This is a genomic window from Xenophilus arseniciresistens (assembly GCF_028023875.1).
GTDB lineage: Bacteria > Pseudomonadota > Gammaproteobacteria > Burkholderiales > Burkholderiaceae_C > Xenophilus > Xenophilus arseniciresistens.
In genome coordinates this window covers 89,719-103,910 of sequence record NZ_JAQIPB010000008.1, presented here as the reverse complement: position 1 = coordinate 103,910, position 14,192 = coordinate 89,719, and the positions used below count along the sequence as shown (strand labels likewise).

The 14,192-nt window shown below is 66.7% G+C and carries 12 protein-coding genes; all 12 read left to right on the top strand.

Translation table 11 applies throughout. The features are described from left to right. Nucleotide 1 precedes the first annotated feature (1 nt). Nucleotides 2–1,237: a branched-chain amino acid ABC transporter substrate-binding protein gene (locus PGB34_RS16850; protein WP_271429269.1), complete on the top strand. Its 1,236-nt coding sequence runs from the start codon at nucleotides 2–4 to the stop codon at nucleotides 1,235–1,237. A gap of 191 nt (nucleotides 1,238–1,428) precedes the next feature. After that, a complete protein-coding gene (locus PGB34_RS16845; protein WP_271429268.1) occupies nucleotides 1,429–2,661 on the top strand; it encodes a branched-chain amino acid ABC transporter substrate-binding protein in 1,233 nt (410 codons plus the stop codon). Between the two features lie 158 nt (nucleotides 2,662–2,819). Then, complete coding sequence (locus PGB34_RS16840; RefSeq protein ID WP_271429432.1) at nucleotides 2,820–3,773, top strand: branched-chain amino acid ABC transporter permease; 954 nt, start codon at nucleotides 2,820–2,822, stop codon at nucleotides 3,771–3,773. Nucleotide 3,774: 1 nt separating this feature from the next. Next, on the top strand, nucleotides 3,775–5,097 hold the full coding sequence (locus PGB34_RS16835) for a branched-chain amino acid ABC transporter permease (RefSeq protein WP_271429267.1): 1,323 nt from the start codon (nucleotides 3,775–3,777) through the stop codon (nucleotides 5,095–5,097). After that, on the top strand, nucleotides 5,097–5,864 hold the full coding sequence (locus PGB34_RS16830; RefSeq protein WP_271429266.1) for an ABC transporter ATP-binding protein: 768 nt from the start codon (nucleotides 5,097–5,099) through the stop codon (nucleotides 5,862–5,864). The genes PGB34_RS16835 and PGB34_RS16830 overlap by 1 nt, the downstream gene beginning before the upstream one ends. Before the next feature lie 91 nt (nucleotides 5,865–5,955). Continuing rightward, nucleotides 5,956–6,651, top strand: coding sequence for an ABC transporter ATP-binding protein (locus tag PGB34_RS16825; protein ID WP_271429265.1), 696 nt, complete (start codon nucleotides 5,956–5,958; stop codon nucleotides 6,649–6,651). Nucleotides 6,652–6,969: 318 nt separating this feature from the next. Further along, the gene (locus tag PGB34_RS16820) at nucleotides 6,970–9,075 is read left to right on the top strand and encodes a 3-hydroxyacyl-CoA dehydrogenase NAD-binding domain-containing protein (RefSeq protein ID WP_271429264.1); all 2,106 of its coding nucleotides are present in this window, start codon (nucleotides 6,970–6,972) and stop codon (nucleotides 9,073–9,075) included. Between the two features lie 40 nt (nucleotides 9,076–9,115). Next, the gene (locus tag PGB34_RS16815; protein WP_271429263.1) at nucleotides 9,116–10,594 is read left to right on the top strand and encodes a M20 family peptidase; all 1,479 of its coding nucleotides are present in this window, start codon (nucleotides 9,116–9,118) and stop codon (nucleotides 10,592–10,594) included. A 33-nt stretch (nucleotides 10,595–10,627) separates the two neighbouring features. Beyond that, complete coding sequence (locus PGB34_RS16810) at nucleotides 10,628–11,803, top strand: acetyl-CoA C-acyltransferase (protein ID WP_271429262.1); 1,176 nt, start codon at nucleotides 10,628–10,630, stop codon at nucleotides 11,801–11,803. Nucleotides 11,804–11,811: 8 nt separating this feature from the next. Beyond that, nucleotides 11,812–13,653, top strand: coding sequence for an acyl-CoA dehydrogenase (locus PGB34_RS16805; protein WP_271429261.1), 1,842 nt, complete (start codon nucleotides 11,812–11,814; stop codon nucleotides 13,651–13,653). Beyond that, the gene (locus PGB34_RS16800) at nucleotides 13,653–13,868 is read left to right on the top strand and encodes a hypothetical protein (protein ID WP_271429260.1); all 216 of its coding nucleotides are present in this window, start codon (nucleotides 13,653–13,655) and stop codon (nucleotides 13,866–13,868) included. Before PGB34_RS16805 ends, PGB34_RS16800 begins: the two co-directional genes overlap by 1 nt. Next, on the top strand, nucleotides 13,865–14,146 hold the full coding sequence (locus tag PGB34_RS16795) for a Dabb family protein (protein ID WP_271429259.1): 282 nt from the start codon (nucleotides 13,865–13,867) through the stop codon (nucleotides 14,144–14,146). The genes PGB34_RS16800 and PGB34_RS16795 overlap by 4 nt, the downstream gene beginning before the upstream one ends. Nucleotides 14,147–14,192: the final 46 nt, after the last annotated feature.

The following is a 14,192-nucleotide window of genomic DNA, read 5'->3' as shown; positions in this document are numbered from 1 at the left end:
CATGCCGAAGATCCTTGCCCCCATCGCCCTGGCCGTGCTGGCCAGCACGAGCGGCGCCGCCTTTGCACAAAAGGGCGAGACCGTGAAGATCGCCTGGATGGACCCGCTCTCGGGGCTGATGGCGGCGGTGGGCACGAACCAGCTCAAGACCTACCAGCTCATGGCCGAGCACTTCAGCAAGAACAACCGCTCGGGTGTGAAGTTCGAGATCATCGCGCTGGACAACAAGCTCAGCCCGCAGGAGACCACGGCCACGCTGCGCTCGGCCATGGACCAGGGCGCGCGCTACGTCACGCAGGGCAATGGTTCGGGCCCGGCACTGGCCATCATGGACGCGCTGGACAAGCACAACAGCCGCAACCCGGGCAAGGAAGTGCTCTACATCAACTACGCGGCGGTGGACCCCGACCTGACGAACAGCAAGTGCAGCTACTGGCACTTCCGCCTGGACGCCGACACCTCCATGAAGATGGAGGCGCTGACCACCTACATGAAGGACCAGCCCGAGATCAAGAAGGTCTACCTGCTGGGCCAGAACTATTCGCACGGCCAGCAGGTCAGCAAGTTCGCCAAGGAAAACCTCTCGCGCAAGCGCCCTGACGTGCAGATCGTCGGCGACGACCTGCACCCGCTGGCCCAGGTGCGCGACTTCGCACCCTACATCGCCAAGATCAAGCAGTCGGGCGCAGACACCGTGATCACCGGCAACTGGGGCTCCGACCTGGCGCTGCTGCTGAAGGCGGCCAAGGACTCGGGCCTGCTGGACAGCGTCAAGTTCTACACCTACTACGCCTTCGGGCCGGGCGCGCCCACGGCGCTGGGCGCCAGCGCCTCGGGCCAGGTGTTCACCGTGACCTACGGCCACTACAACATGGGTGCCCCCATCGCGCCGCTGATGGCCGAGTTCAAGAAGCGCATGAACGAGGACATGACGCAGAACTCGATCTATCACACCTTCGCGCTGCTCGACGCGGCCTTCGTGCAGACCAAGGGCACCGATCCCGTGAAGGTGGCGGCCGCGCTGGAGGGCATGAAGATCAAGAGCTTCAACGGCGAGATCGAGATGCGCAAGTCGGACCACCAGCTGCAGCAGGGGCTGTATGTCTCGCGCTGGGAAAAGGCCGGTGGCAAGAACGCCTACGACGCCGAGAACACCGGCTACACCTTCGCGCCGGTGAAGTACTACGAACCCTACGTGGCCAGCACCCCCACGAGCTGCCAGATGAAGCGCCCCTGACCGGTGCATGGGCGCCGCGCGGCGCCGGCATGCTACCGATGGGTAGAAAACCGGTGCCGCAACTGTCACCCGAGTGATAGAAACAGGGCTCCAACCCTTGGAGCCGGGGGCCTTCCCCCTAGCGTGGCAGCCCCAAAGACTTGTACGCTTTGGGCCTGCGTCAGTTTGAAAGAAAACCAGGAGACAAAGCCTTGAACCTCAGCCTGAAAATCAGCACCGCCGCTCTCATCGCCGCCTGCAGTTCTGCAGCCCTGGCGCAGCAGGGCGAAACCGTCAAGATCGCCTGGCTGGACCCGCTCTCGGGCCTGATGGCCGCCGTGGGCACCAACCAGCTCAAGACCTACCAGTTCCTGGCCGAGCACTTCAACAAGAAGAATGCGGCGGGCGTGAAGTTCGAGATCATCGGCATCGACAACAAGCTGAGCCCGCAGGAGACCACCGCGGCGCTGCGTTCGGCCATGGACCAGGGCGCGCGCTACGTGGTGCAGGGCAACGGCTCGGGTCCCGCGCTGGCGATCATGGACGCGCTTGAAAAGCACAACGCGCGCAACCCCGGCAAGGAAGTGCTGTACGTCAACTACGCGGCCGTCGACCCCGACCTGACGAACAGCAAGTGCAGCTACTGGCACTTCCGCATCGACGCCGACACCTCCATGAAGATGGAAGCGCTGACCACCTTCATGAAGGACCAGGCCGAGATCAAGAACGTCTACCTGATCAACCAGAACTACTCGCACGGCCAGCAGGTCAGCAAGTTCGCCAAGGAAAACCTCGCGCGCAAGCGCCCTGACGTGAAGATCGTCGGCGACGACCTGCACCCGCTGGCCCAGGTGCGCGACTTCTCGCCCTACATCGCCAAGATCAAGCAGTCGGGCGCGGACACCGTCATCACCGGCAACTGGGGTTCCGACCTGGCGCTGCTGATCAAGGCCGGCAACGACGCGGGCCTCAACGTCAAGTACTACACCTACTACGCCGTGACCAGCGGCACGCCCACGGCGATGGGCGCTGCCTCCGACGGCCGCGTCTACCAGGTGGGCTACAGCCACTACAACGCCGAAGGCCCGGTCAAGCCGCTGATGAACGAGTTCAAGCAGCGCTTCAACGACGACATGTACACCACGGCCGTCTACACCGTGTACGACATGCTGTCGCAGGCCTTCGCCAAGGTGAAGAGCACCGAGCCCGTCAAGGTGGCCGCCGCCCTGGAAGGCATGAAGTTCAAGACCTACAACGGCGACGTGGAGATGCGCAAGGCCGACCACCAGCTGCAGCAGGGCCTGTGGATCGCGCGCTGGGAAAAGGCCAGCCCCAAGTACCCCTACAGCCCCGAGAACACCGGCTACACGCTGGCGCCCGTGAAGTTCTTCGAGCCCTATGTGGCCAGCACCCCCACGAGCTGCCAGATGAAGCGGCCTTCGTGAGCGTCGTTCCGGCAAGCGTTTGAGTACAGGCCCGCCGCGTCCTGGCGGGCCTCTTTTTTTCCGCCGGGCCGTCCCAAGGAAAGCGCGACCCTCCCGGAGGGCGCGAGGGAGCGTGGGGGCCAATTTTTTCTTGACTTGATGGGGGGCCGCAAAGGTCGATTGCCGTGGAATTCTTCTTCATCTCCATGCTCAACGGCGTGAGCTACGGCTTGCTGCTGTTCATGCTCAGTTCGGGCCTGACGCTGATCTTCAGCATGATGGGCGTGCTGAACTTCGCGCACGCCAGCTTCTACATGCTGGGCGCCTATTTCGGCTACACGCTGTCGGGCTCCATCGGCTTCTGGCCGGCGCTGTTCATCGCGCCCGTGCTGGTGGCCGTGCTGGGCGCCGCGTTCGAGCGCTACAGCCTGCGGCGCGTGCACAAGTTCGGCCATGTGCCCGAACTGCTGGTGACCTTCGGCCTGTCGTACCTGATCCTCGAAGTGGTGCAACTGGCCTGGGGCCGCTCCACCGTGCCCTATGGCCTGCCCGAGGCGCTGCAGGGCCCGCTGTTCACGCTCTACGGCACCCAGTTCCCCAAGTCGCGTTCCTTCATCATGCTGGTGGCCGTGGTCATGCTGGTCGCGGTCTGGCTGCTGCTCACGCGCACCCGCATCGGCCTGGTGATCCAGGCCGCACTCAAAAACCCCGAGATGGTCGAGGCCCTGGGCCACAACGTGCCGCGCGTGTTCATGCTGGTCTTCGGCGGCGGCTGCGCGCTGGCGGGCCTGGCCGGCGTGATCGGCGGCAACACCTACGTCACCGAGCCCGCCATGGCCATGGCCGTGGGCCCCATCATCTTCGTGGTGGTGGTGGTGGGCGGCATGGGCTCGCTGGGCGGTGCCTTCCTGGCTTCCATCCTGATCGGCGTGATCCAGACCTTCGCCGTGGCGCTGGACCACTCCATGGCTTCGGGCCTGCAGGCCCTGGGCCTGGCCGTGGGCGAGCAGACCTTCGGCTACCCCGTGCTCAAGCTCACGATCTCGCAGATGGCGCCCATCCTGCCCTATCTGTTCCTGGTCCTGATCCTGATCTTCCGCCCGCAGGGCCTGCTGGGAAAGAGAGCAACCTGAGATGAGCAGCACCACTTCCAACATGAGCGCTACGTCCCCCGCTTACTACCGCTACCGGCCGCTCAACGTGGGCCGCATCGTGGTCTGGAGCGCCTTCGCCATCGCGCTGATCGTGGCGCCCCTGGTGTTCACGAGCAGCCTGGCGCTGACCATGCTCTCGCAGATCGGCTACCTGATCATCATCTGCCTGTCGTACAACATCCTGCTGGGGCAGGGCGGCATGCTGAGCTTCGGCCACGCGGTCTACACCGGCATGGGCTCCTTCATCGCGGTGCATGCGATGAACATGGCCACCAAGGGGCAGGTCCCGCTGCCGCTGGTCACCATCCCCATCGTGGCCGGCCTGGCCGGGGCCTTCTTCGCGGCGCTGTTCGGCTACGTCACGACCAAGAAGTCCGGCACCACCTTCGCCATGATCACCATGGGCCTGGGCGAGCTGGTGGCGGCCATGTCGCTGATGTTCCCGGGCTTCTTCGGCGGCGAGGGCGGCGTGACCACCGACCGCACCTACGGCAAGTTCCTGTTCTGGAACTTCGGCCCGCAGATCCAGGTGTACTACCTCATCGTCTTCTACTGCTTCATCTGCACGGCGCTGATGTTCGCCTTCACGGCCACGCCGCTGGGCCGCATGCTCAACGCGGTGCGCGACAACCCCGAGCGCGTGGAGTTCATCGGCTACAACACCCAGTGGGTGCGCTACCTGTCCTTCATCATCGCGGGCTTTTTCGCCGGCATCGGTGGCGGCCTGGCAGCCATCAACTTCGAGATCGTGAACGCGGCCGACAGCCTCAGCGCGATCCGCTCGGGCGGATACCTGCTGTTCACCTTCCTGGGCGGCGCCACCTTCTTCTTCGGCCCCATCATCGGTGCCGTGCTGCTGGTGCTGGCCTCCATCCTGCTGTCTGAACTCAGCAAGGCCTGGCTGCTGTACCTGGGCCTGGTGTTCCTGTTCATGGTGATGTTCGCGCCCGGCGGCGTGGCCAGCCTGATCATGATGAACGTGCGCGTGGCGCTGTTCGGCAAGTTCAAGCGCTTCTGGCTGCTGTATGCGGGCCTGGCCGTCACCAGCGCGGTGATGGTCGTGGGCTTCGCGGCCCTGGTCGAGATGATCTACCACATCCAGCTCAATGCCGCCCTGGGCCCGCAGGTCCACTTCTTCGGCTGGAACCTGGATACCTCCGCGGCCTCGCACTGGACCATCGCCATCGTGCTGATGGTGGTGGGCGGCGCGCTGCTGGAAGTCGTGCGCCGGCGCTTCGTGCGCGTCTGGGGTCAGGCCCAGGGCGAAATCGAAGCTGAAATCAAGCGGAAGGAAACGGCCTGATGACCTATGCCCTCGAACTCAAGGACCTGCACAAGTCCTTCGGCAAGACGCCGATCATCCGCGGCGCCAACCTGGCCGTGAACCCGGGCGAGCGCGTGGCCGTGATCGGCCCCAACGGCGCCGGCAAGTCCACACTGTTCAACCTGATCAGCGGCCGCCTGGCGCCCACCAGCGGCGAGGTGCTGCTCAACGGCGAGCGCATCAGCGGCCTGGCGCCTTACGAGATCAACCGCAAGGGCCTCTCGCGCAGCTTCCAGATCACCAACATCTTCCCCAAGCTCAGCGTGTTCGAGAACCTGCGCTGCGGGGTGCTGTGGAGCCTGGGCTACCGCTACACCTTCCTGCGCTTTCTCTCGCGCATGGACGATGCGAACGAACGCGCCGAGCTGCTCATGCGCCAGGTGGGCCTGGAGCGCAAGCGCGACGTGCTGGCCATGAACCTGACCTACGCCGAACAGCGCGCGCTGGAGATCGGCATCACCATCGGCGGTGGTGCCAACGTGATCCTGCTGGACGAGCCCACGGCCGGCATGAGCAAGACCGAGACCGCGCACTTCATCAACCTGATCCGCGAGGTGACGGTGGGCAAGACGCTGCTGACCGTGGAGCACGACATGGGGGTGGTCTTCGGCCTGGCCGACAAGATCGCCGTGGTGGTCTACGGCGAGGTCATCGCCTACGACACGCCCGAAGCCGTGCGCGCCAACGCGCGCGTGCAGGAGGCCTACCTGGGCTCGCCCGTGGCCGACGCGCAAGGGGGACATTAGCAATGACGCCCCCACGTTCATCACTTCGTGTATCACTGCCCCCCGAGGGGGCGCTCAGGCCTGCCTTGGGGCGGCCCGGCGGAGGCCTGACATGTTGAAAATTCAAGATCTGCACGCCTACTACGGCAAGAGCCACGTTCTGCATGGCGTGAATTTCGGCGTCAACCCGGGCGAGATCGTCGCGCTGCTGGGGCGCAACGGCTCGGGCCGCTCGACCACGGCCAAGGCCATCATGGGCCTGGTCGATGCCGAGGGCGACATCCACTGGAAGGGCCAGAACATCCTCAAGCGCAAGGCCTACGAGATCGCGCACCTGGGGATCGGCTACGTGCCCGAGAGTCGCGACGTCTTTCCCAACCTGACAGTCGAGCAGAACCTGATGCTGGGCCAGAAGAGCGGCAAGAAGGGCGGGCGCTGGAGCTTCGACGACATGTACGCCATGTTCCCGCGCCTGAAGGAGCGCGAGCACACCGAGGCGGGCGTGCTCTCGGGCGGCGAGCAGCAGATGCTGACCCTGTGCCGCACGCTGATGGGCGACCCGGACCTGATCATCATCGACGAGCCCACCGAGGGCCTGGCGCCCAAGATCGTGGAGCTGGTCGGCCAGTACCTCAAGGCGCTCAAGGACAAGGGCATCTCGGTGCTGCTGATCGAGCAGAAGCTGACCATCGCCATGCACATCTCCGACCGCGTGCTCGTCATGGGCCACGGCAGCATCGTCTTCGACGGCACGCCCGACAGCCTGCGCGCCGATTCGAACACGCGCAAGGAGTGGCTGGAGGTTTGAGCCGAGGCTCAGGCCCCTCCCGACTGCGCGAGACCCCGGCCCCGGCCGGGGTTTTGCATTGCACGGATGCGCTCGCAAAAATGGCAGCGCATCGGACGGCCGGTGGCCGGTGGAGCAGGGCGCGCACGGCGCTTGTCCCGCCAGCGACTGAACTGCGTTGCCCTTGCGGGCGAACTGCCTAGAATTTGGAAAAAAGAACACTCGTGCTTTTTCTGGATGCGCAGCGGCGCTGCTCAAAAAAAGAGCCTCCCGCGCTTTGATCGGCACGCCCCGCCTTCTTCCCTTTCTCTCTCTCTTCACCTACCAGAGGACTGCAGCATGACGGCTGAATACAAAGTGCATGGCGATGTGGCCGTGATCACCATGAGCAACCCGCCCGTGAACGGGCTGGGCCATGCCACGCGCGCCGGCATCACGTCTGCCCTGGCGAAGGCGCTCGAGGACGCGGCCGTCAAGGCCATCGTGATCACGGGTGCGGGCAAGGCCTTCTCGGGCGGCGCCGACATCAAGGAATTCGGCTCGCCCAAGGCGCTGCAGGACCCGAACCTGCTGTCGGTGATCCTCGCGCTCGAAGCCTCGAGCAAGCCCATCGTGGCGGCCATCCATTCGGTGTGCATGGGCGGCGGCCTGGAACTGGCGCTGGGCTGCCACTACCGCGTGGCCGCACCGGGCACCCAGGTGGCGCTGCCCGAAGTGAAGCTGGGCCTGATCCCCGGCGCCGGCGGCACGCAGCGCCTGCCGCGCGTGCTGGGCGTGGAAGCCGCCCTGAACCTGATCGTGAGCGGCCAGCCCGTGCCCAGCGAACTGCTGGCCCAGGCTCCGGGCCAGAAGCTGTTCGACAAGCTGGCCGCGTCGCCCGAGTCGCTGATGGACGAGGCCGTGGCGCTGGCGCGCGAGGTGGCCGCCAAGGGTGGCGACCTGCCGCTGGTGCGCAATCTGCCGTGCAAGCACCCCCAGGGCGACGCCTACTTCCAGTTCGCCAAGAACATGGTGGGCGGCATGTCCAAAAACTTCCCCGCGCCGCTCAAGTGCGTGGAAGCCGTGCAGGCCGCCACCAAGCTCAAGTTCGACGACGGCATGGCCAAGGAGCGCGAGATCTTCCTGGCGCTGATGATGACGCCCGAGTCAGCCGCGCTGCGACACCTCTTCGTGGCCGAGCGCGCCGCCAGCAAGATCCCCGACGTGCCCGAAGACACGCCCAAGCGCGAGATCAAGACCGTGGGCGTGATCGGCGCCGGCACCATGGGCGGCGGCATCGCCATGAACTTCCTCAACGCCGGCGTGCCGGTGACGATGCTGGAGATGAAGCAGGAAGCGCTGGACCGCGGCGTCGCCACCATCAAGAAGAACTACGAAGCCCAGGTCAAGAAGGGCAAGCTCAAGCAGGACAAGTACGAGCAGCGCATGGCCCTGCTCAAGACCACGCTGAGCTATGACGACCTCAAGGGTGCCGACCTGATCATCGAGGCGGTGTTCGAGGAACTGGGCGTCAAGGAGAAGGTGTTCACGCAGCTGGACGCCATTGCCAAGCCCGGCGCCATCCTGGCCTCCAACACCTCCACGCTGGACGTGGACAAGATCGCCGCCTTCACCAAGCGCCCGCAGGACGTGGTCGGCATGCACTTCTTCAGCCCGGCCAACGTGATGAAGCTGCTGGAAGTGGTGCGCGGCGCCAAGACCGGCAAGGACGTGATGGCCACCGTGATGGCCATCGCCAAGAAGATCAAGAAGACCGCCGTGGTCTCGGGCGTGTGCGACGGCTTCATCGGCAACCGCATGATCGAGCAGTACAGCCGCCAGGCCGGCTTCCTGCTGGACGAAGGCGCCACGCCGCAGCAGGTGGACAAGGCCATCGAGAAGTTCGGCTTCGCGATGGGCCCGTTCCGCATGGGCGATCTGGCCGGCAACGACATCGGCTGGGCCATCCGCAAGCGCCGCGCCACCGAGCGCGCCGAGATGAAGTACAGCAAGACGGCCGACAAGCTGTGCGAGCTGGGCCGCTTCGGCCAGAAGACCGGCGCGGGCTGGTACGACTACCAGGCCGGCAAGCGCGACGCGATCCCGAGCGATCTGGTCAACAAGATGATCGAGGACCACCGCAAGGAGCTGGGCATCACGCCGCGCAAGATTTCCGACGAGGAGATCGTGCAGCGCCTGGTGTATGCGCTGGTCAACGAAGGCGCGCACATCCTGGAGGACGGCATCGCGAGCAAGGCCGGCGACATTGACATGGTGTACCTGACGGGCTATGGCTTCCCCATGCACCGCGGCGGCCCCATGCACTACGCAAGCCAGGTGGGCCTGTACAACGTGGCCGAGACCATGAAGCGCTTTGCGCGCAACCCGCATGACGATGCGAACTTCTGGCAGCCGGCACCGCTGATCCAGAAGCTTGTCGCAGAAGGCAAGGGCGGTTTCGCCTGAGCCGCGCCATGCCGCACTTCACCCTCGCGCACTCGATCCCGTGATCCGACTTCTTGCAAAGGGCCTGGCTGGCCTCGTGGCCCTGCTGGTGCTGCTGGCGCTGGCCCTGGGGGTGAATGCCTGGCGGCAGGGCTCGCGGCAGGTGGCGGTGCCGCCCGCGCCGGCCCTGGCGCTGGACCTGAACGCCGCGGCCTCACGTCTGGCCGGCGCGCTGCGCCTGCGCACCGTCTCCAGCCTGGAGAACCCGGCCGCCAGCGCGGCCGAGTTCGAGGCGCTGCACGCCTACCTGGCGCAGCACTACCCGCGTGCCCACGCGGCGCTGCAGCGCGAGGTGGTGGGCCAGCAGGCGCTGCTCTACACCTGGAAGGGCCGCGACGCGCATGCGGCGGCCGTGGCCATCCTGTCGCACCAGGACGTGGTGCCCATCGCACCGGGCACCGAAAAGGCCTGGTCGGTCGAGCCCTTCTCGGGCGAGCTCAAGGACGGCTTCATCTGGGGCCGCGGCGCGCTCGACAACAAGGGCAACCTCTTCGCGCAGATGGAGGCCGTCGAGACGCTGCTGGGCCAGGGCTTCCAGCCGCAGCGCACGATCTACTTCGCCATGGGCGCCGACGAGGAAGTCAGCGGCCTGCGCGGCGCGGTGCCCATCACCGAGCTGCTGCAGTCGCGCGGCGTCAAGCTGGACTGGGTGCTCGACGAGGGCCTGCTGGTGCTCGACGGCGTGCTGCCGGGCCTGTCCAAGCCCGCGGCGCTGATCGGCGTGGCCGAGAAGGGCTACGCGACCTTCTTCCTGTCGCTCGACACGGCGCCGGGCCATTCCTCGATGCCGCCGCAAAAAAGCGCCATCGGCCAGATGAGCGCCGCGCTGGCGCGGCTTGAAGCCACGCCCATGCCCGGGGCCATCCGCGGCGTGGCCGGCGACATGTTCGGCACCCTGGCGCCCGAGATGAACGGCATCAACCGCTTCATGCTCAGCAACCTGTGGCTCACCGCACCGCTGGTGCAGGGCCAGCTGGAGAAAAGCCCCAGCAGCAACGCCATGCTGCGCACCACCACGGCACTCACGATCGTGCGCGCCGGCAACAAGGACAACGTGCTGCCCGGCCGCGCCGAGGCAGCCGTCAACTTCCGCGTGCTGCCGGGCGACACGCTGGCCAGCGTGCAGGCCCACCTGCGCCAGGCGCTGAGCAACGACGCGATCCAGATCAAGCCCTATCCGGGCAACGCCGAGCCTTCGCCCATCTCTCCCACGGCGCACGAGGGCTTCCGCCGCATCGAGCGCGCGGTGCGCGAAGTCTTCCCCGAAGCCGTGGTGGCGCCGGGCCTGATGACCGCCGCCACCGATTCGCGCCACTTCACGCGGCTGAGCCCGGCCGTCTACCGCTTCTCGCCGATCCGCGTGAGCGGCGAGGACCTGGCCCGCTTCCACGGGACCAACGAGCGACTGTCCGTGGCCGCCTATGGCGACATGATCCGCTTCTACCTGCAGGTGCTGCGCGGCGACGCGCAGCCCTCCTGAACTCAACCCCGCTTTTCATCCAAGGAAGACACCATGACCAGCGCAGTGATCGTTTCCACCGCCCGCACCCCGCTCGCCAAGAGCTGGAAGGGTGCCTTCAACATGACCCACGGCGCCACGCTGGGCGGCCATGCGGTGCAGCATGCGGTGCAGCGCGCAGGCATCGACGGTGCCGAGGTCGACGACGTGATCATGGGCTGCGCCACGCCCGAAGGCGCCACCGGCGCCAACATCGCGCGCCAGATCGCGCTGCGCGCGGGCCTGCCCATCACCACCTCGGGCATGACCATCAACCGCTTCTGCTCCTCGGGCCTGCAGACCATCGCCACCGCCTCGCAGCGCATCATCGCGGGCGAGGGCGAGGTCTACGTGGCCGGCGGCGTGGAAAGCATCTCGTGCGTGCAGAACGAGTCGAACACCCACATGCTGGCCGACCCCTGGCTGGTCAAGCACAAGCCCGAGATCTACTGGAACATGCTGCAGACCGCCGAGCAGGTGGCCAAGCGCTACAACATCGGCCGCGACGCGATGGACGAGTACGGCGCCCGCAGCCAGCAGCGCGCCACCGCCGCGCTGGAAGCCGGCAAGTTCAAGGACGAGATCGCCCCCATCACCGTGCTGGCCGGCGTGGCCGACGCCCAGCTGGGCCTGATCACCAAGCAGGTGACGGTGGAGAACGACGAGGGCATCCGCCCCGGCACCACCAAGGAAGGCATCAGCGGCATCCGCTCGGCCGTGCCCGGCGGGCTGATCTCGGCCGGCAATGCCAGCCAGTTCTCCGACGGCGGCGGCGCCTGCGTGGTGGTCGACGAGAAGTACGCCGAGCGCAAGGGCCTCAAGCCCCTGGGCCGCTTCCTGGGCTTTGCCGTGGCCGGCTGCGAGCCCGACGAGATGGGCATCGGCCCCGTCTTCGCCATCCCCAAGGTGCTGAACAAGCTGGGCCTGAAGGTGGGCGACATCGACCTGTGGGAACTGAATGAAGCTTTTGCCGTGCAGGTCATCTACTGCCGCGACAAGCTGGGCCTGCCCGACGACCGGCTCAACGTCAACGGCGGCGCCATCGCCGTGGGCCACCCCTACGGCGTGAGCGGCCAGCGCCTGACGGGCCATGCGCTGATCGAAGGCAAGCGCCGCGGCGCCAAGAAAGTGGTGGTCACGATGTGCATCGGCGGCGGCATGGGCGCTGCCGGCGTGTTCGAAGTCCTGTAAGCCGCGCCATGAGCCTTCGCCCGACCCTGGACTTTCTTCTCTACGAATGGCTGGCCGCGCAAACGCTGAATGAGCGCGAGCGCTTCGCCGACCATTCGCGCGAGACCTTCGATGCCGTGCTCGACACCTGCGAGCGCATCGCGCGCGAGAAGTACGCACCCTTCAACCGCACGGTCGACACGCAGGAGCCGCATTTCGACGGCGAGAAGGTGATCCTGCCGCAGGCCACGCACGACGCGCACGCGGCCTTCGTGGAAAGCGGCATGATGGCCGCGGCGCAGGACTACGACATCGGCGGCATGCAGCTGCCCTACACGGTGCAGGCCGCGGCCAACGCCTTCTTCGGCCTGGCCTCGGTGAGCATCGGCTCCAACATGCTGACCAGCGGCAATGCCAACCTGCTGATGGTGCATGGCACCGAACTGCAGAAGCAGGTGTTCGCGCTCAACGAATTCAGCGGCCGCTGGGCCGGCACCATGTGCCTGTCGGAGCCGCAGGCCGGCTCGTCGCTGTCGGACGTGGCCACGCGCGCCGTGCCCGATGGCGCCGACTTCGAGAGCGACCCGCTGGGCCCGCGCTACCGCCTCAAGGGCAACAAGATGTGGATCTCGGCCGGCGACCATGAGCTGACCGAGAACATCGTTCACATCGTGCTGGCCAAGATCCCTGACGCCGAGGGCAGGCTGGTCCCCGGCGTCAAGGGCATCTCGCTGTTCATCGTGCCCAAGAAGCTGGTGGACACCGAGGGCAAGCTGACGGGCGTGCGCAACGACGTGGCGCTGGCCGGCCTGAACCACAAGCTGGGCTGGCGCGGCACCACCAACACCTTGCTGAATTTCGGCGAGGGCAAGTTCCCGGTCGATGGCCAGGCCGGCGCCGTGGGCTACCTGGTGGGCAAGCCCGGCCAGGGCCTGGCCTGCATGTTCCACATGATGAACGAGGCGCGCATCGGCGTGGGCACGGCCGCGGCCATGCTGGGGCTGGCGGGCTACTACGCCTCGCTGGACTATGCGAAGAACCGGCCGCAGGGTCGCCCCGTAGGCCCGTCCGGCAAGGATGCTGCGAAGCCGCAGGTGCGAATCATCGAGCACGCCGACGTGCGCCGCATGCTGCTGGCCCAGAAGGCTTATTGCGAAGGCGCTTTCGCGCTGGAGCTGTACTGCGCCAAGCTGGTGGACGAGCAGAAGACCGGCGAAGCCGCCAGCGCCGACGAGGCGCGCCTGCTGCTGGAAGTGCTGACGCCCATCGCCAAGAGCTTCCCCAGCGAATGGTGCCTGGAGGCCAACTCGCTGGCGATCCAGATCCACGGCGGCTACGGCTACACGCGCGACTTCCCGGTGGAGCAGTACTGGCGCGACAACCGCCTGAACATGATCCACGAAGGCACGCACGGCATCCAGGCCGCCGACCTGCTGGGCCGCAAGGTGCTGATGGAGCAGGGCCGCGGGCTGCAGCTGCTGGCGCAGCGCGTGGACGACACGGCCCGGCGCGCAGGCGACGTGCCCGCACTGGCCGCGCATGCGAAGGCGCTCCAGGCCGCGTGGCAGCAGATCGAAGCCGCCACGAAGCAAGCCTGGGCCACGGGCAACCCGGCCGAGGCGCTGGCCAATGCCGTGCCCTACATGCAGGCCTTCGGCCACACGGTCATCGCCTGGATCTGGCTGGACGTGGCGCTGTGCGCGCTCAAGTCCGACGCGGCGCAGGCCGGCAGCGGCACGCTGGGGAATGTCGGGAGAATCGGCGCCATGACCTATTTCTTCCACTACGAACTCCCCAAGATCGGCGCCTGGCTCCAGGTGGTCGAGCGCCGCGACCCCGTGTGCGCCGAACTGCCCGAGGAGGCCTTCTGATGACCGCCATCGCGCCCGCGAAGCGCCAGCGCCACTGGATCGAGCACCTGACCTGGGTGCTGATCTACGGCGGCCTGCTGATGGTGGTGCTGGGCATCGCCACCGGCCGCGCCAGCGAGGCGCTGGGCTGGAGCCTGGCCGCGCCGGGCGCCGTGGCGGCGGCCGTCGGCCTGCTGCTGATCTGGGTGCGCTCGCGCATGAAGGACATTGCATGATCAAGCACATCGTGATGTGGAAGCTCAAGGACCCGGCCGAGGCCGGGCGCTTCAGGGACGAACTGCTGGCCTGCCGCGACATCGTGCCGGGCATGCGCGAGTTCGAGGTGGCGACGTGCCGCGAGGGCCTGGAGGCCAACATGGACGTGCTGCTGTATTCCGTGTTCGAGGACAAGGCCGCGCTGGACGCCTACCAGGTGCACCCGCGCCACAAGCAGGCCGGCGTGCTGCTGGGCCAGCTGCGCGAGTCGCGCACCGTGCTCGACTACGAGATCTGAGACCAGGTTCTGCAACCGACCGGAGGCCGCGCCGAACGGCCTTCGG